This is a genomic window from Brenneria roseae subsp. roseae (genome assembly GCF_003115845.1).
Classification (GTDB): domain Bacteria; phylum Pseudomonadota; class Gammaproteobacteria; order Enterobacterales; family Enterobacteriaceae; genus Brenneria; species Brenneria roseae.
This window is the reverse complement of the sequence record NZ_KZ819040.1, coordinates 55517-72376: the sequence shown is the minus strand read 5'-3', so window position 1 is coordinate 72376 and position 16860 is coordinate 55517. Positions and strand designations below refer to the sequence as shown.

14 protein-coding genes, 1 tRNA gene and 1 pseudogene are annotated in these 16860 nt (G+C 52.5%); 7 read left to right on the top strand and 9 right to left on the bottom strand.

Going from position 1 to position 16860, the window contains the following annotated elements; all coding sequences use genetic code 11:
• Nucleotides 1-57: 57 nt before the first annotated feature.
• Nucleotides 58-279 carry a helix-turn-helix domain-containing protein gene (locus tag DDT52_RS19725; RefSeq protein ID WP_048635964.1) on the top strand — a complete coding sequence of 74 codons (222 nt, stop codon included), beginning with the start codon at nucleotides 58-60 and terminating at the stop codon, nucleotides 277-279.
• An 84-nt stretch (nucleotides 280-363) separates the two neighbouring features.
• Here DDT52_RS19725 and DDT52_RS19720 read toward each other — a convergent pair whose 3' ends face one another.
• Nucleotides 364-570 (bottom strand): hypothetical protein, encoded by a 207-nt coding sequence (locus DDT52_RS19720; RefSeq protein WP_136157858.1) that lies wholly within the window; start codon nucleotides 568-570, stop codon nucleotides 364-366.
• Nucleotides 571-1054: 484 nt separating this feature from the next.
• On the opposite strand from DDT52_RS19720, the gene DDT52_RS19710 reads away from it, so the two are divergent.
• Nucleotides 1055-1936 (top strand): integrase domain-containing protein, encoded by an 882-nt coding sequence (locus DDT52_RS19710; RefSeq protein ID WP_048635962.1) that lies wholly within the window; start codon nucleotides 1055-1057, stop codon nucleotides 1934-1936.
• Nucleotides 1937-2180: 244 nt separating this feature from the next.
• Here the strand turns inward: DDT52_RS19710 and DDT52_RS19705 are convergent.
• The 7 genes and pseudogenes from DDT52_RS19705 to aspA all read right to left on the bottom strand — a co-directional run.
• Nucleotides 2181-3438, bottom strand: a pseudogene (locus tag DDT52_RS19705) (tyrosine-type recombinase/integrase); the annotation flags it as partial.
• Nucleotides 3439-3568: 130 nt separating this feature from the next.
• A tRNA-Phe gene (locus tag DDT52_RS19700) sits at nucleotides 3569-3644 on the bottom strand.
• Between the two features lie 127 nt (nucleotides 3645-3771).
• Nucleotides 3772-4347: a transcriptional regulator gene (locus DDT52_RS19695; protein ID WP_109053936.1), complete on the bottom strand. Its 576-nt coding sequence runs from the start codon at nucleotides 4345-4347 to the stop codon at nucleotides 3772-3774.
• A gap of 43 nt (nucleotides 4348-4390) precedes the next feature.
• Nucleotides 4391-6094, bottom strand: a complete 1704-nt coding sequence (locus tag DDT52_RS19690; protein ID WP_136157857.1) for a protein-disulfide reductase DsbD — start codon at nucleotides 6092-6094, stop codon at nucleotides 4391-4393.
• Complete coding sequence (gene cutA / locus DDT52_RS19685; protein ID WP_136157856.1) at nucleotides 6070-6402, bottom strand: divalent cation tolerance protein CutA; 333 nt, start codon at nucleotides 6400-6402, stop codon at nucleotides 6070-6072. Before cutA ends, DDT52_RS19690 begins: the two co-directional genes overlap by 25 nt.
• 132 nt (nucleotides 6403-6534) lie before the next feature.
• Complete coding sequence (locus DDT52_RS19680; protein WP_136157855.1) at nucleotides 6535-7836, bottom strand: anaerobic C4-dicarboxylate transporter; 1302 nt, start codon at nucleotides 7834-7836, stop codon at nucleotides 6535-6537.
• 124 nt (nucleotides 7837-7960) lie between these two features.
• Nucleotides 7961-9400: an aspartate ammonia-lyase gene (gene aspA / locus DDT52_RS19675; RefSeq protein ID WP_136157854.1), complete on the bottom strand. Its 1440-nt coding sequence runs from the start codon at nucleotides 9398-9400 to the stop codon at nucleotides 7961-7963.
• 402 nt (nucleotides 9401-9802) lie between these two features.
• Here aspA and DDT52_RS19670 point away from each other — a divergent pair, with 402 nt between their 5' ends.
• The 5 genes from DDT52_RS19670 (at nucleotide 9803) to ubiA (ending at nucleotide 14309) form a co-directional block, all read left to right on the top strand.
• Nucleotides 9803-10273 carry an FxsA family protein gene (locus DDT52_RS19670; RefSeq protein ID WP_109053941.1) on the top strand — a complete coding sequence of 157 codons (471 nt, stop codon included), beginning with the start codon at nucleotides 9803-9805 and terminating at the stop codon, nucleotides 10271-10273.
• 220 nt (nucleotides 10274-10493) lie between these two features.
• On the top strand, nucleotides 10494-10787 hold the full coding sequence (locus tag DDT52_RS19665; RefSeq protein ID WP_048636335.1) for a co-chaperone GroES: 294 nt from the start codon (nucleotides 10494-10496) through the stop codon (nucleotides 10785-10787).
• 46 nt (nucleotides 10788-10833) lie between these two features.
• On the top strand, nucleotides 10834-12486 hold the full coding sequence (groL, locus tag DDT52_RS19660; RefSeq protein ID WP_136157853.1) for a chaperonin GroEL: 1653 nt from the start codon (nucleotides 10834-10836) through the stop codon (nucleotides 12484-12486).
• A gap of 413 nt (nucleotides 12487-12899) precedes the next feature.
• Nucleotides 12900-13421: a chorismate lyase gene (gene ubiC / locus DDT52_RS19655; protein ID WP_136157852.1), complete on the top strand. Its 522-nt coding sequence runs from the start codon at nucleotides 12900-12902 to the stop codon at nucleotides 13419-13421.
• Between the two features lie 24 nt (nucleotides 13422-13445).
• Nucleotides 13446-14309 carry a 4-hydroxybenzoate octaprenyltransferase gene (gene ubiA / locus DDT52_RS19650; RefSeq protein ID WP_136157851.1) on the top strand — a complete coding sequence of 288 codons (864 nt, stop codon included), beginning with the start codon at nucleotides 13446-13448 and terminating at the stop codon, nucleotides 14307-14309.
• Nucleotides 14310-14374: 65 nt separating this feature from the next.
• On the opposite strand, the gene plsB is transcribed toward ubiA, so the two are convergent.
• A complete protein-coding gene (gene plsB, locus DDT52_RS19645) occupies nucleotides 14375-16846 on the bottom strand; it encodes a glycerol-3-phosphate 1-O-acyltransferase PlsB (RefSeq protein ID WP_136157850.1) in 2472 nt (823 codons plus the stop codon).
• Between the last annotated feature and the right edge of the window lie 14 nt (nucleotides 16847-16860).

The following is a 16860-nucleotide window of genomic DNA, read 5'->3' as shown; positions in this document are numbered from 1 at the left end:
AGCCCCGCGCTGGATACGTACAGCGGATGGTGTGAAATGTATTAATGAGGAGGCGGTATGAATCAACAGGACTGGCATTCCGCCGATATTATTGCGGCGCTGAAAAAGCGGGGAAAGTCGCTGGCGGCGGTTTCGCGTAACGCAGGGCTGGCCTCTTCCACGCTGGCGAATGCGCTGACAAAACACTGGCCCAAGGGAGAACGGCTGATTGCTGAAGCGCTAGGCGTTTCGCCTGAGGAAATCTGGCCTTCCCGTTACCGCAATCCCGAAGAACGCTAAAGTAAAACAACCTCTCCCGTCCCATTATCGGCGAACGCGGATAATGGGACGGGAGAAGGCAAGCGAAGCGCGGCAGCTTTACATTCATAAAATGACGAAAAAATCAACAAACAACTCTATAAAAGCAAAAAACAGTTTTCCCTTTCTGCCTTGTTGCCACGGGTGTAAGTTTTCGCCTGCACAAAATGCTTCACGACCTGAGAGAAGCGCCTGATGAATCAGGATGGTCAATCCCTTACCGGCGGCTACCTTTGCAAACCGCCGGGCCATCCTACCGATGGTTAAGGTCATCCTTCACTCTCTGCACCAGTCTATAAACGTGACGGGCCGCGGCCTGTAAAGACAGCGGCTTTGCTGCCGTGTGACCGCAATCCTGCACCAGAATTCCAATTTTTAATCACTGCGCCAGTCCAGTGCGTCACTTTAACCGCGTAGAGCGGGAAAGTGACGCACCAACGCCCTTTCACTGCACCAGACAATTCAACTGCGCCAACGCACGGCGGGATTCTGACACCGTGATTCCACCCACTTTCACTCACAGGAGAACTTGAACCGATACCGGAGGGGGATCAGGACGATCCGGGGGATAACCCGCGCCAGCGGGCGGCTGCTCAGAGAGCACAACCGAAGCCCCGCAACACCTCAACGGCTGCCGCCCCGGCGCTCAGGTATCGTTCGCAGCCCCGACAAAAATCAGGGGCTATCGGCCTATGCGCCGGGGAAGGTTGTATCTGTTTTGGATTTTGCGGTAATCATGAAAAGGGGACATGTAAAAATGAGTCTTCTGGAGCAGGAAATGAAAACGCTGGCGCGACAGGCGGGCGGTAGCCATAAAACCGTTCACGACCGTATTAGGCTGGCTCAGCGATTTTGTGAGCGCTTACTGGGGCAGAATGTACAGATCCGCCGGGTGGAGCAACTGAAAGCCCGACATATTGAGAATTACATTCGTGGGCGGCAGGAACAGGGCATAACGAAACGCAGCCTGCAAAACGAAATGGCAGCGCTCCGCTGTCTGCTGAAGCAGGCCGGGCGTGATCGGTTGGCTGCCAGTGAACGGCTGTCCAATAAATCGCTCGGCTTATCCGGCGCATCCCGCAACGGTACTCGGCAGGCCATCACGGCGGAGCATTATTGGCAGGTGCTGGAAACCATTCGTGCAAAAGACGCCGGGATGGCGGCGGCACTGGAACTATCAAGGTTGATGGGCCTGCGTTCACAGGAAGCGGTGCAGTGTGTGCAATCGCTTAGGACATGGAAACAGGCGCTGGATCGCGGTGAATCCCGGCTGACCGTGGTGTTTGGCACTAAAGGCGGGCGGTCTCGCGAGACGGTGATTTTGGACGCTGACGCAGTCAGAAAAGCGCTGGAAAATGCGCTGGCTGTGGCAGAACAGCGCAATGGCAGGCTGATTGACAGGCCCGACCTGAAAAGCTCGATGAAATATTGGCACGGTCAGGCTTCGCGTATCGGCTTGACTGGCGCATATTCCCCGCATTCATTGCGCTACGCCTGGGCGCAGGATGCCATTCGTCATTATCTGGCGCACGGATTCAGCGAAAAAGAAGCGCTGGCGCTGACGGCGATGGATTTAGGTCACGGCGACGGGCGCGGGCGTTATGTGGCGCAGGTTTACGGACGGCGGGGAGAGGAGTGAGTTTCCGTGCTGGTGCAGCGAAAGGGAAAAGGCCTAAAGGGTAAAGGAAGGCTAAGGGTAACAGCGCCAAACCGGAAAGGGCTAAAGGGCTGAAAAGGCCGTGATTGGCGCTGTTCTATGTTCGTTCGACGGGGAATCTGGTGCAGTTCTGCGATTTTCCGGCGTCAGTGAACTGGAGCAAGTAAAAAAAGCAGATCCCCCGCTGGCGCAGAGATCTGCTTTTCGGCGTCAATCAGTCGCGGGTTCAGGCAACCTGAATATGCCTCTCAAAACGGTAAGCCGGGATGAATTTCTGCCGACAGGCGTCGAGATAGTCCGACCACCATTGCATCATCTGTGTGCGTTCGTCGAGGTGTTCCGCTTTGTGAATATAGGCAGCGCGAACGTGGTTACGCTCCTGATGGCTCATCTGCCGCTCCACGGCGTCTTTTGACCAGCGACCTGATTCAATCAACGCGCTACAGGCCATCGTGCGGAAACCATGACCGCAAACGTCCACCTGCGTGTCATAGCCCATCGTGCGCAGCGCCTTGTTGATGGTGTTTTCGCTCATCGGTTTGCGCGGATCGTGGTCGCCGGGAAACAGCGATTCACTGCTACCGGACAGCAGTTTTAGCTGCTTCAGTACAGTTACCGTCTGTGTTGACAGCGGCACCAGATGTGGTGTTTTCATCTTCGCGCCGCGCTCTGAATAACGCACGCCCGGAATGGGTTCACGTTGCGCGGGGATGGTCCACATTGCGGCATCCAGATCGATCTCCGTCCAGCGGGCAAAGCGTAGCTCGCTGGAGCGAATAAAGATCAGCAGGTTAAGCTGCACCGCCAGACAGGTTAGTAATCTGCCGGAATAGCCTTCGATCCGTTCCAACATCTCCGGCAGCTTCTCCAGCGGTAGGGCGGGGTAGTGGTTTTTTGGCGGCGGCGCAATGGCTCCGGCCAGATCGTTGGCGGGGTTGCTGGCGATGAGTCCTTCCTGTACCGCATAGCGCATGATCGCAGTGGTGCGCTGCTGTATCCGCGCGGCGGTTTCCAGATTGCCTTTTCTCTCCGCCACCCGCAGCGGGATTAGCAGATCGGCCGTTTTCAGGTCGGTAACGGGGAATTTACCGATCAGCGGAAAGACGTGCAGTTCCAGCGAGCGCAGGGCTTTGGCGGCATGGGCTTCAGTCCAACGGATATTACCCGCCACCCACTTGCGGGCGATCTCTTCAAAGGTATTGCCGTTTTTTCTCGCTTGCTTGTCCTGCTGTTTTTTTACGCCGGGATCGGCACCTGCACTGAGTACCGCACGGGCTTCCTCGCGTAGCTTACGGGCATTTGCCAGCGTGACGGTGGGGTAAGCGCCAAACGCCAGCTTTTTCTCTTTGCCGCCGAAGCGGTATTTGAGATGCCAGAGTTTAGAACCGTTGGGTTTAATCAGCAGGTACAGACCCTGCGCGTCGCTGAGTTTGTAAGGTTTATCGAACGGCTTGGCGTTGCGGATGGCGGTATCTGTCAGAGGCNCCCCAATTAAGCCTCCAAAAACTACGGATGTCAAAAAATCTGGCAGTACCTATTGGTACTCCAGATTCTTATCAACTTACTGATTTTTCAATGTTCCCGGACGCATAAGGGCATCCTGAAACTAAATTATGGTGCCCGGACTCGGAATCGAACCAAGGACACGAGGATTTTCAATCCTCTGCTCTACCGACTGAGCTATCCGGGCAACGGGGCGCATTAAACCGTATTGGCCGCGTGTCGTCAACGGGTTTATCAGCGAAAGCGCACAAAACCCTGCTGACTGCTGCCTTTTCAGCCAAAGTACCAGTATACGCCCGATGTTGTGCGTGACATCAGGTTAATGCACCGTTCTTACGGCATAACGCAAAACGTAAAACATCCTCAGCCAACCGTTGGGCGGTGGCAATGCTGGAAGACTGATGTTTGACCAACAGGTTGCTAAGGCACCCTTCCAGAATCAATTCCATCTGCTGTGCCACCATCTCTGGATCGTCGGTTTCCAGCGCTTCAAGCAAGTCGCGGGTATAGCGATAGGATTCCTGCTTTTGCTGCTCGGCAATCTGATGAATAGGATGATTAATGTCCGGAAAAAAACTGCATGCTGCAATAAACAGGCAGCCGGGATAACGCTGTTTGGCTACCGCTTCATGCAGTACCTGATAGCGAGCGAGCAGTTTTTGTTTAATGCTTTTGGTGTCATCCAGTAATAGCTGACGCCGCCAGATGTCTACCTGTTGGCTATGATAGCGCAGGCTATCGTAAAGCAGCGCTTCGCGGTTTGGCCAGAATGGTTGCAATTCCTCTACCGGAACATCCAGTTTTTTCGCCAGCATGTCTAATGTCGTCATGGCGAAACCTTGCTGCTCTAGCAGAGTGAGTGCATGTTCAAGAACATCTTCCCGTTGCATTGGATCTCCTCCAGAAGAGCGATTAACAGATAAGAAGTGTCGTTTAAGGAACAAATTTCTGCAAATGCGTCTGAAATTTCTCCGCATCCATAAACCCGGTTACGCGTGAGCCAGGGATCTCTTTTCCCTGCGCGTCAAAAAACAGAATGGTCGGCAATCCCAATATCTGCAATCTTTTCAGTATGGCATTCTGCTCTGCCCGATTGGCCGTCACATCTGCCTGCAATAATGTTATGCGGGACAGTCGGCCCTGTACCTGACGGTCAGTAAAGGTATATTTTTCAAATTCCTTACAGGCGACACACCAGTCAGCGTAAAGATCGAGCATGACGGGTTGATGACTTTGCGCCAGTGCGCCATTCAACTCAGTCATGGTGGCGACGGGGGTAAACGTTAGCGCGGATGCATGCTGTTTTTGCGGTGCATCGACAGGGGAAAATGCCCAATCCTGTAGTGGTTTTGCCGCGATCAGCGCGCCCGCCAGCAGCAATAGCTGAATGACGCGCATACTTCCTTTATGACTGCGCAGGCTCAGGATAAAAGCCCAGCCTAGAAACGCGACGCCAAGCAGGCTCCACAGCCTGATACCCCAGTTCTCACCCAGTATACGTTCGAGTAAAAAGACAGGCAGGGCGAGGATGATGAACCCAAAGGCCTCTTTGACATGCTGCATCCACGGTCCGCTGCGCGGCAACAGTCGATTGCCGAACAAGGTCACCAGAATCAGGGGTAACCCCATGCCTAACGCATACAGGTAAAGCGAAGCGCCACCAGCCAACAGGTTACCACTCTGGGCGATATAGAGCAGGATCGCGCTGAGTGGTGCCGTCGTACAGGGTGAGCAGATTAACCCGGCCAGTGCGCCCATGCTGAATACGCCCGCCAGCGATCCCCCCTGCTGGCGATTACTCCACTCTGCCAGTCGCGTTTGCAGGGAAGAGGGCAGTTGCAATGTGTACAGGCCGAACATGGAAAACGCCAGCGCAACGAATATGACCGACAGGCCGATCAGCACAAACGGGTGTTGGAGCGCGGCCTGAAAACGTAATCCCGCCGCCGCCACGATCAATCCAAGTAAAGTATAGGTTAACGCCATCCCCTGAACGTAAGTCATGGCGAGCAGAAAAGTCCGACGCAGCGTCAGCTGCGCTTTTCTGCCGAGAACCAGACTCGATATCAGCGGATACATCGGTAGCACGCAGGGGGTAAATGCAACGCCAATACCAATTAACAGCGCCCACCAGGGAGAGAAAGGCAACGGTGTTTCCGATGGTGGCTGATGGGAAGTCGTGTTGTCGTCAGATGCGGGTAAAATCTGACTTATCGGGATAGTCCGCGTTTCTGGTGGGTAGCAGAAGCCCGCGTCGGCACATCCCTGATAGGTCACTTGAACAGTCGCGGCGCTATCCGCCTGAACAAGCGGAATATTCAGCGCCAGCGGTTGCCTGAAGATGAATACTTCACCGAAAAACTCGTCCCGGTGGCTTAGACCTGCCGGAATATCGAACGGACCGATAACGGCCCCGTTTCCTTCAACTTTAATCTGCTGCCGGTATAGATAGTAACCCGGTTGTATTTCCCAGCGAACGGTTAGCTGGTTTTCACGTTGCTGAAAATCAAACGCGAAAGCCCGATCAACCGGTAGAAACTGTGAATCCTGGCCGTTGCCAAACAGCGCGGCTACAGCGGTATGGGGGCTGAAGGTTGTCCATAACAGGAAAATCAGCGTAAAGATGCGTTGAGCCATGTCAGATAATCGCTATCGCCCCCCACTACCGGTAACACCAGCAGTTCAGGCGTTTCATAAGGGTGGTGGTGTTTCAGATGAGCCAGCAACGCCTGCTGATGTGAGATGTCGCTTTTGATCAGCATCTGTACTTCAGTTTGCTGCTCAAGCCGGCCTTCCCAATAATAAAGCGATTGGGCTCCAGGCAAAAGTGTCACGCAGGCCGCAAGCTGCGCTTCCAGTAACAGCCTGGCAAGCTGTTGTGCGCAAGATTCGTCAGGCGCGGTACACAGTATGACGACGGCATCGCAAACAGGGCGGTCAGACATCGAATCCTCAGTGTCAGATGAACAAAATCCCGAACGTACAGAGGGACACTATACCTTGCTTTGCGGTGAGAGGGGAATGATACGGACCGACCCGGTTGGTCGGTCCGTAAGATGTTTCCACGGAGACAATGCTTACAGCAGAATGTTGCCGAGGAGAAAACCGAAGATGACTGACAGGGTGATCGCCAGAACGCCGGGGATCAGGAATGAATGGTTAAACACAAATTTGCCAATACGGGTTGACCCCGTGTCATCCATTTCTACCGCAGCCAGCAGAGTCGGATAGGTTGGCAGGACGAACAATGCGGAAACGGCAGCAAATGAGGCCACCGCCGTCACGGGAGAAACGCCAAGCAGCAGTGCTGCCGGCATCAGGGCTTTCGCTGTGGCGGCCTGAGAGTAAAGCAGGGTCGCGGCAAAAAACAGGACGACAGCCAGCATCCACGGGTAGCTTTGTAATAACGCGCCTGCGGTATCCTGAATATCGGCGATGTGTGCTTTAACGAACGTATCCCCCAGCCAGGCGACGCCCATGACGCAGATACAGGCGCTCATACCGGATTTAAACGTACTGGCGGAGAGAATCCGTGCGGTGTCTAGTTTGCAGCTGACGCAGATTAGCGTGGCGATTGTCAGCATAAAGACCACAATGGCTTCATTACGCGGCAGCACCGGGTTTTGGATGAGCCCGACGGTGTCGCTGATGGCGGTGGCATACAATACAACAGCAACGATCCCAATCAGAAACAGCATAACTGAGCGTTTGGCTCCTGGTTTGATTTCCAGTTTGCTGTTGCCGCGCAGCAGCGTTTCACCTTTTCTCAGCCGTTCCTGATAAACATCGTCATTTTTCAAGTCTTTTCCCAGGAAGTTGGTCACTATGGCGGTGAGTAACACGGCTGTCAGCGTGGTGGGAATACAGATCCCCAGCAACATCAGGTAGCTGACGCCATGGGGTTCGAGAATACCGGCCACGAACACAACGGCAGCAGAAATCGGGGAGGCCGTGATCGCAATTTGCGAGGCCACCACGGCGATTGACAGCGGTCGGGAGGGGCGAATACCTTGTTCTTTCGCGACTTCGGCAATCACGGGCAGCGTAGAGAAGGCGGTGTGCCCCGTACCGGCCAGCAGCGTCATGAAATAGGTGACCAGCGGGGCGAGAAAGGTGACGTATTTAGGCTGCCGGCGCAGTAGTTTCTCCGCCAGACTGACCAGATAATCCATCCCTCCGGCTACCTGCATGGCGGCAATCGCGGCAATAACCGCCATGATGATCTCAATGACATCAAAGGGGATGACGCCAGGCTTTATCTGAAATCCCAGCGTCAGGACCAGCACGCCCAGGCCACCGGCAAAGCCAATGCCGATGCCTCCCAGCCGTGCACCCAGATAAATGGCGAGCAGAACGATTATTAATTCCAGGACAAGCATGACAATGCTCCTTCTTATTATTAAAAAATAAGGTATCAGTTTTTCTTATATCTAAGCGCGGCATAAAATAAAGGCACGCTGTTCTTTGGGAACGGGCGTGCCTGATATGAATTAAACCGTGGGCTTAGGGAAGCTCGTTCTCGTCGGTATAACGCTTGGCTTTGTATGCCGGATACATCAGGTTCTGAATGGAGAAAATATCGTCCAGTTCAGCTTCCGTCAGCAAGCCACGTTCCAGTACGACGTCACGTACGCTCTTACCGGTTTCCGCACAGATTCTGCCGACGATATCGCCGTTGTGGTGGCCGATAAACGGGTTCAGATAGGTGACGATACCGATAGAGTTAAAGACATAGGCCTCACACACTTCTTTGTTCGCCGTGATGCCGTTAACGCATTTTTCCAGCAGGTTGTAGCACGCGTTGGTCAGGATATGCGTGGACTCGAACATGGCCTGGCCGATGACCGGTTCCATCACGTTCAACTGTAGCTGTCCTGCCTCTGCCGCCATGGTGACGCAAGTGTCATTGCCGATGACTTTAAAGCACACCTGGTTCACCACCTCCGGCACAACCGGATTGACCTTGGCTGGCATGATTGAGGAACCCGCCTGCAGCTCCGGCAGGTTGATTTCGTTCAGGCCGGCACGTGGTCCGGAAGAGAGCAGACGCAGGTCATTACAGATCTTCGATAACTTCACCGCCAGACGTTTCAGCGAGGAGTGCACCATCACGTAAGCGCCGCAGTCCGACGTTGCTTCAATCAGATCTTCCGCTGGAACGCAAGGCAGACCGCTGACCTCCGCTAACCGCTGTACCGCCAGTTGCTGATAGCCGTCTGGCGTATTCAGCCGGGTGCCGATGGCGGTTGCGCCCAGATTGACTTCCAGCAGTAGTTCAGCGGTACGCAGCAGGTTTTTGTTTTCTTCTTTCAGCAGCACGTTGAAAGCATGGAATTCCTGACCCAGCGTCATGGGAACGGCATCCTGCAACTGGGTTCGGCCCATTTTCAACACGAGTTCAAATTCTTTGGCTTTGCGTTCAAATCCATTGCCAAGCTGGGTCAGTGCATCGATCAACTTCAGGATTGATGCGTATACCGCGATACGGAACCCCGTGGGGTAAGCATCGTTGGTAGACTGACATTTGTTCAGATGGTCGTTCGGGTTCAGATACTGATATTCACCTTTTGAGTGCCCCATCAGTTCCAGACCGATATTGGCTAATACTTCGTTGGTGTTCATGTTTACCGAGGTTCCCGCGCCGCCCTGATAAACATCAATCGGAAATTGATCCATACATTTGCCGTTGTTCAGGACTTCATCACAGGCCTGGACGATGACATCGGCAATTTTACGGGGGATGGTTTGCAGTTCTTTGTTCGCCAGCGCCGCTGCCTTCTTGACCATGACCATGCCGCGTACAAATTCAGGAATATCGCTTATCTTGTTGTTGCTGATATAGAAATTTTCAATAGCCCGGAGGGTATGAATACCATAATAGGCGTCGGAGGGAACTTCCCGGGTACCTAACAGGTCTTCTTCAATACGAATATTATCTGACATGAGAGCCTTCTCTTGTTCTGCTGCTGACTAGGACGGGTGTAAACTGATTATATTACCACGGGCAACAGCGACAGAATGTTTAACCATAACTGAATCTGTTTTCCGTGAGGATATTCTGTTTGAAAAACAAAAAATAGTAGTCTGGATCACTATCTTATCGTTCCATAACGGACAGATAAATGAACTGTGATAATCATCACGCGTGACTATCTTAGAACAACAAATCGTACTGTCGTAGCTTGAAAATGGGCAACTGCGCTACCATTTCAGTAAATTATCACGTGTCGTCGCGTGGTCCTCGGTCGGGTATTCTATTAACGTATTGGGTTTAAATAACATATTGAATTTTTATCGCTGCGTCTGTTTTCAACAGAATGCGCTTTCAACACACAGGAGGACCGGGTGCGCTGGTTACCGTTATTATTAATCTTTCTTTTTGCCTACATAGAGATCTCGCTGTTCATTCAGGTGGCAGAGGTGTTCGGTGTCGCGATAACGCTGCTGCTGGTGGTGTTTACTTCTTGTGTCGGCGTATCGTTGGTGCGTAATCAGGGGATGAAAACCATTATTCAAATGCAGCAGAAAATGGCGGCGGGGGAGAGCCCGGCTGCGGAAATGGTGAAAAGTGTTTCACTGGTATTGGCGGGGTTTCTGCTGTTGATTCCGGGATTTTTTACCGATTTTCTCGGACTGTTGCTGTTATTGCCACCGGTACAAAAACGTCTGACGTTAAAGCTGATGCCTCATCTGCACATTTGGCGCTCCGGTCCCGGTTCGGCCTCTTCCGGCGGGAATACCTTTGAAGGCGAATACCAGCGTAAAGATGACGGTAGCGGAAATATTGAGCACCGGGATGAACGGGACGATCGTTGATGGCGAGATCGGCTGAATATTATACAAGGATTATCTAATTGATAATCCTTGTTTTTTATTATCGTGTGTATAAAAAAAGAGGCTTAACGCAAAAAAAATGTATTTCCTCCCTTGAAGGGATTGGAAACGTCCCCATTTAGAACACCACAAGGTCGGATATGATTGCATGTCCGGCGTTCATCCTAAAACTGATATGGACTTTCTCAAAGGAGAGCTATCAATGAAAATTCGTCCATTGCATGACCGCGTGATCGTCAAGCGCAAAGAAGTTGAGTCCAAATCTGCTGGCGGTATCGTTCTGACCGGCTCCGCTGCAGGTAAGTCTACCCGTGGTGAAGTTCTGGCCATCGGCCATGGCCGCATCCTGGAAAACGGCGAAGTGAAGCCGCTGGATGTGAAAGTAGGCGATATCGTTATTTTCAATGATGGCTATGGCGTGAAGGCAGAGAAGATCGATAACGAAGAAGTTTTGATCATGTCTGAAAGCGACATTCTGGCAATTGTTGAAGCGTAATTGCGCGTAATCATTTGAACTGAACGAATTTAAGGGAAATACACCAATGGCAGCTAAAGACGTAAAATTCGGTAATGACGCCCGCGTAAAAATGCTGCGCGGCGTGAATGTACTGGCTGATGCAGTGAAGGTTACCCTGGGCCCGAAAGGTCGTAACGTAGTATTGGATAAATCCTTCGGTGCCCCCACGATTACTAAAGATGGTGTTTCCGTCGCACGTGAAATCGAACTGGAAGACAAGTTCGAGAACATGGGCGCGCAGATGGTAAAAGAAGTTGCCTCTAAAGCGAACGACGCTGCGGGCGACGGTACCACAACGGCAACAGTACTGGCTCAGTCCATCATCACTGAAGGTCTGAAAGCCGTTGCTGCGGGCATGAACCCGATGGATTTAAAACGTGGTATCGATAAAGCGGTTATCGCCGCTGTTGAAGAATTGAAAAAACAATCTGTACCTTGCTCTGATTTCAAAGCCATCGCACAGGTTGGTACCATCTCTGCAAACTCCGACGATACCGTGGGTAAACTGATTGCAGAAGCCATGGAAAAAGTAGGCAAAGAAGGCGTTATCACTGTTGAAGAAGGCACCGGCCTGCAAGACGAACTGGACGTTGTTGAAGGTATGCAGTTCGATCGCGGCTACCTGTCCCCTTACTTCATCAACAAACCGGAAACCGGTTCTGTTGAACTGGAAAGCCCGTTCATTCTGCTGGCTGACAAAAAGATCTCCAACATTCGCGAAATGCTGCCAGTGCTGGAAGCCGTTGCCAAAGCCGGTAAACCACTGCTGATCATTGCAGAAGACGTTGAAGGCGAAGCGCTGGCTACGTTGGTGGTAAACACCATGCGCGGCATCGTGAAAGTGGCTGCGGTTAAAGCGCCGGGCTTCGGTGACCGCCGTAAAGCCATGCTGCAGGATATCGCTACTCTGACGGCAGGTACGGTGATTTCTGAAGAAATCGGTCTGGAACTGGAAAAAGCGACGCTGGAAGATCTGGGTCAGGCCAAACGTGTTGTTATCAATAAAGACACCACCATCATCATTGATGGTGTGGGTGACGAAGGCGCAATCCAGGGACGTGTTACCCAGATTCGTCAGCAGATCGAAGATGCGACTTCAGACTACGATAAAGAAAAATTGCAGGAGCGTGTGGCTAAACTGGCTGGCGGCGTAGCCGTTATCAAAGTTGGCGCAGCGACTGAAGTTGAAATGAAAGAGAAGAAAGCACGCGTTGAAGATGCCCTGCACGCAACCCGCGCAGCGGTAGAAGAAGGCGTGGTTGCAGGTGGCGGTGTTGCACTGATTCGTGCCGCTTCCTCTATCTCTGCTTCTGGTCTGAAAGGTGATAACGAAGATCAGAACGTCGGCATCAAAGTTGCGCTGCGCGCAATGGAAGCACCGCTGCGTCAGATCGTGGTTAATGCCGGTGAAGAAGCCTCCGTTATCGCTAACACCGTGAAAGCGGGTGAAGGTAACTACGGTTACAACGCTGCGACTGAAGAATACGGCAATATGCTGGACTACGGTATCCTGGATCCGACCAAGGTGACCCGTTCTGCTCTGCAGTACGCGGCCTCTATCGCTGGCCTGATGATCACCACCGAATGTATGGTTACCGAACTGCCGAAAGATGATAAGGCAGATTTAGGTGCCGCAGGTGGTATGGGCGGCATGGGTGGAATGGGCGGCATGATGTAATAAGGTGTCGTTGTCATCGGGCACCGCGTTCCGATGACAATCTGATCCCTGATTATTTTCATTTGCATACACGCTTTGCAAAAAAGCACTATCTCAGGCGATGCCGGATAGTGCTTTTTTTATGGCGGACGTCTTTTACTTTCAGGCCGTTGTTTTGCAACGCTTGCGACGCGCCAGGCGTTTTTTTATGCCTGAACGTTTCTTTTCTTGCTTATCCGCCCCTTGTCCTGCCTTACGCGTTATGACGTGACTTTTCCTTTGAAATCAGTAAGTCTTCCCGGCATGAAAAGATTGCTGAAATCGTGTTTCATCCGTGATCAATAGGTTCATTACGTGTCATAGAGAGGCCATTCTGCGCTACAATATGAGACGTTTATTTTATTTACGAAACAGCCCAGGGCGGAGTGGGGATAATGTCTGATGATGCGCCGGCTCTTCTGCGCGCCATTGAATGGTGTACTGAGCCATCTTCGGTTCTGCCCGGATATATTGCGAGCTGGTTGATGGAAACGGGCTCAATGACGCAGCGGCTTGAGACGTATTGCACCCAACTGACGGTTGAACTCTGCAATGAACGTTTTGTCATTTCTTCAGAACTGGGCGATGAGCGGGAGCATTTGCCGGCCAGCGAGCGTTATTGGCTGCGTGAGGTCGTGCTTTATGGCGATGAACGGCCATGGTTGTTCGGTCGTACACTGATCCCCCTGCAAACGCTGGAAGGGGCCGGCTCGGGCTTGAAAGCGATCGGTGATGAGCCGTTGGGTCGTTACCTGTTTCAGCAAGAGACGCTGACGCGTGATTATATTCATACCGGATGCTGTGCCGGTTTGTGGGCACGGCGTTCGCGTTTGTGTCTTTCTGGCAGTCCGTTTCTGCTGACTGAACTGTTTCTGCCAGAAGCACCGCTTTATTTTACGGATAGCTGTGAAGGCTAGCCGGCAATTGAGGAGATAAGTCCGTTGGAAAGAAGTATAACGGCGGGAAAATGGCTGGCTTACTGTCGTTTGATGCGCATTGATAAGCCGATTGGCTCCCTGCTGCTGCTGTGGCCAACGCTATGGGCCTTATGGATGGCAGGTCGCGGCATACCTGAACCCTGGGTCCTGTTTGTTTTCGTCGCCGGGGTTTTTTTAATGCGTGCAGCAGGCTGCGTTATCAATGATTATGCCGATCGTCATTTTGACGGCCATGTGAAACGTACCGCTTCGCGTCCTCTGCCCAGCGGCATGGTCAGTGAACAGGCGGCAAAAGTTCTGTTTGTGATGCTGGTTCTGCTGGCGTTCGGTCTGGTGCTGACGTTGAATCGGATGACCATTTGGCTTTCCGTCGCCGGATTGGCATTGGCCTGGGTATATCCATTTATGAAACGCGTCAGCCATTTACCGCAGTTTGTTCTGGGGGCGGCGTTTGGCTGGTCAATTCCGATGGCCTATGCCGCAGTCAGCGAAACGCTGCCGTTAACCTGCTGGCTGATGTTTCTGGCTTATATCTGCTGGACGGTTGCTTATGATACGCAATATGCGATGGTTGATCGGGATGATGATCTCAAGATCGGTATCAAATCCACAGCGATCCTGTTTGGCCGTTTTGATACGTTGATAATTGGTTTACTGCAATTGGGCACCTTGTTGCTGATGACGGCGCTGGGCTACCTCACATCGCTGGGTCCTGTCTTTTATGCCTCGCTACTGGTGGCCACTGGACTGTTTGTTTATCAGCAACGCTTGATCGCCGGGCGGGAACGAGATGCCTGTTTCAAGGCCTTTAAAAACAATAATTATGTCGGTATGGCGTTGTTTGCCGGTGTGATATTGGGTTTGTAGCGCGGGATGTTGCTGATAAAACGGCGGCGATATACTTCGCCGCCGTTTTTGTCTGGCGTACGGTGTTATTCCTGTGAATGGTTTTCCACTGCCGGCAGTGCGTCATTCTCCGTTTCCGCCGGTGAACTGGCGCTTTCAATCGTCAACCTGACTTCCGGCGTGATTAAATCGGCCAGAATATTGTAGATCGCCAGAATATCGCCCTGAGCCGCTTCAAGGCTGTCTGTGATGTAGCCTTCACTGCGCAACGTCGCAACCAGCGTTGAGAAAACGGCCTTATCGAAGAATTCAGGCGCGTTGATGCCGTGCAACACGGACAGGCGTTGTGCCATGTTGCGGCTCTCTTTCTCCAACGTTCCGCGATTGATCTCAGGATTCGCGCCCAGCAATGACAACGTGATGGCATAGCGTTGTAGCGTTTCACGTACACCGGCCGCTAAAAGTTGCAGCGTGCGGATACGAGCCGGATTGATGAGCAAGTCGCCTTCTTTGCTGCACAACAACTGCTGACGGGTTAACTCGGCTACCAGTGTGGATATCACTTGCGGTAGCTGTTCCTTTGAATAATGCAGAAACAGTTCGGCCTTCAGCAGCGGATAAATCAGCGTCACCTGACGAACCACTTCAGCAAGCGTAATGCGGCGGTGATGAATCGCCATGCTGGCAATGAGCGACGGCAATATCAGCAGGTGCTGAATGTTATTGCGGTAATACGTCATCAACACGGCCTGTTCCCGCGGCAGAATAATAATGTCGCCGATACTGTCTTTCTCGACTTCAAATTTATCCATGCCCAGCGCGTGTTCCAGCAGCTCATCCGCCGCCTTTTTCGGTGCGGTGATGTCTTTATGGTAAGGAACGTTACGCAGCAGTTGCAGATAACAATCCAGCTGTTCCTGCATTTGTTCTCTGGTCAGAGATCGCTGACGTGAAGCCAGCAAAGCCGTTGAGCAGAGATTCATGGCATTTGCCGCAGCGGAATTGTTGATGCGCACCATGATATCCGTAGCGATATCCTGCACGGTCGGCGTCAGCCAGCTTGGGCGCTGTGCTTCAATCGGATCAATGGCATCACGCCACTGCGGTACATGTTGATTCAGGTAGGTGGTTAACGGCAGCGGTTCGCCGAAGTTCACGTAACCTTGTCCGAGATTGCGTAATTTACGCAAGCCGCGAACCATCTGCATAAAGCCTTCTTTCTCTTTTGTTGCGCCGCGCAGTTCTTTCGCGTAGGTGCCGACCTCCATGACGTGCTCATAGCCGACATAGATAGGCACCAGCGTAATGGGGCGCGTACCGCCGCGCAACATGGCCTGAATCGTCATGGCCAGCGTACCGGTCTTCGGCTCCAGCAGGCGCCCGGTACGTGAACGGCCGCCTTCAACAAAATATTCGACCGAGTAACCCCGGGCAAAAAGCTCGCCCAGATATTCACGGAAAATGGTGGAATACAGTTTATTGCCTTTGAAGGTACGGCGAATAAAGAACGCGCCCAGGCGACGGAAAATCGGGCCGGCGGGCCAGAAGTTCAGGTTAATGCCCGCCGCGATATGCGGGGGCACCAGCCCCTGATGATAGAGCACATAGGACAGCAGTAAATAGTCCATGTGGCTACGGTGACAGGGGACATAGACGATTTCATGTCCATCCTGGGCCAGTTGGCGTACGCGCTCGGCGTTGTGGACGTTGATGCCCTGATAGAGGCGGTTCCACGTCCAGCTTAATATCCGATCCGACAGGCGAACCGCTTCATAAGAGAAGTCGGCGGCAATTTCTTCCATCAGGGCAATCGCGTTTTGCTGTGCTTTCTCATGGGAGATTTTTTTGCTGCGCGCTTCGTCATCTACGGCTTTTTTGATCGCCTTGGAATCAAGCAGCTTATTAAACAGCTCCTGGCGTACCGGCAGACGCGGCCCTACCGCCGCCAATCGCTGACGGGAGAAGTGCATGCGGGCGACCCGCGCCAGCTTGTGGGCGATGGTTTTGTCAGTACCGTGCTCGGTGGCCATGTAACGTAATGACACCGGACTGGAAAAACGGACAAAGCTGTCGCGGCCCAGCCACAGTACGGCAAAGAATTTCTCGATACCGTTCAGCAACCGCAAATGTGGGGTCGCCTGATTTTGTCCTTCACGGCCGGGCGAACGACCAAACATGACGGAAACCGGCACCATTTGCACATCCAGATCGGAATTGGCGCGATGCAAATCCAGATAGTCGTGAAACAGTTTTACCGATTTCTGCTTTGGAACGTAGTACCGGAAAAGACGAGGACCGTCATTGATAAAGACATGACTGGGCAGTTCCACTCCGCCAATGTCTACGGGCAGCAGGGGATCAGGCAAACCCAGCGTCTGACATTTTGTCCGCAGTGTCATTAAATCTGCCTGAGAATTGTAAGGCAACACATAGAGGATAGGGCGTGACGGGTCTAAACCCAGCTCAGTCACGGGATCTATGGGTATGACTTTACTTTTCACTAACAGCCCGAGTGGGAAACTCAATAATTTATAGTAAATTTTACGCCAACCTGACATAACAACTTGAAGCC

Excerpts from the sequence above, each read along its gene's own strand:
- DDT52_RS19725 (WP_048635964.1), top strand. The coding sequence starts at position 58 with ATGAATCAACAGGACTGGCATTCCGCCGATATTATTGCGGCGCTGAAA.
- DDT52_RS19720 (WP_136157858.1), bottom strand. The coding sequence starts at position 570 with ATGACCTTAACCATCGGTAGGATGGCCCGGCGGTTTGCAAAGGTAGCC.
- DDT52_RS19710 (WP_048635962.1), top strand. The coding sequence starts at position 1,055 with ATGAGTCTTCTGGAGCAGGAAATGAAAACGCTGGCGCGACAGGCGGGC.
- DDT52_RS19695 (WP_109053936.1), bottom strand. The coding sequence starts at position 4,347 with ATGCAACGGGAAGATGTTCTTGAACATGCACTCACTCTGCTAGAGCAG.
- DDT52_RS19690 (WP_136157857.1), bottom strand. The coding sequence starts at position 6,094 with ATGGCTCAACGCATCTTTACGCTGATTTTCCTGTTATGGACAACCTTC.
- cutA (WP_136157856.1), bottom strand. The coding sequence starts at position 6,402 with ATGTCTGACCGCCCTGTTTGCGATGCCGTCGTCATACTGTGTACCGCG.
- DDT52_RS19680 (WP_136157855.1), bottom strand. The coding sequence starts at position 7,836 with ATGCTTGTCCTGGAATTAATAATCGTTCTGCTCGCCATTTATCTGGGT.
- aspA (WP_136157854.1), bottom strand. The coding sequence starts at position 9,400 with ATGTCAGATAATATTCGTATTGAAGAAGACCTGTTAGGTACCCGGGAA.
- DDT52_RS19665 (WP_048636335.1), top strand. The coding sequence starts at position 10,494 with ATGAAAATTCGTCCATTGCATGACCGCGTGATCGTCAAGCGCAAAGAA.
- groL (WP_136157853.1), top strand. The coding sequence starts at position 10,834 with ATGGCAGCTAAAGACGTAAAATTCGGTAATGACGCCCGCGTAAAAATG.
- ubiC (WP_136157852.1), top strand. The coding sequence starts at position 12,900 with ATGTCTGATGATGCGCCGGCTCTTCTGCGCGCCATTGAATGGTGTACT.
- plsB (WP_136157850.1), bottom strand. The coding sequence starts at position 16,846 with ATGTCAGGTTGGCGTAAAATTTACTATAAATTATTGAGTTTCCCACTC.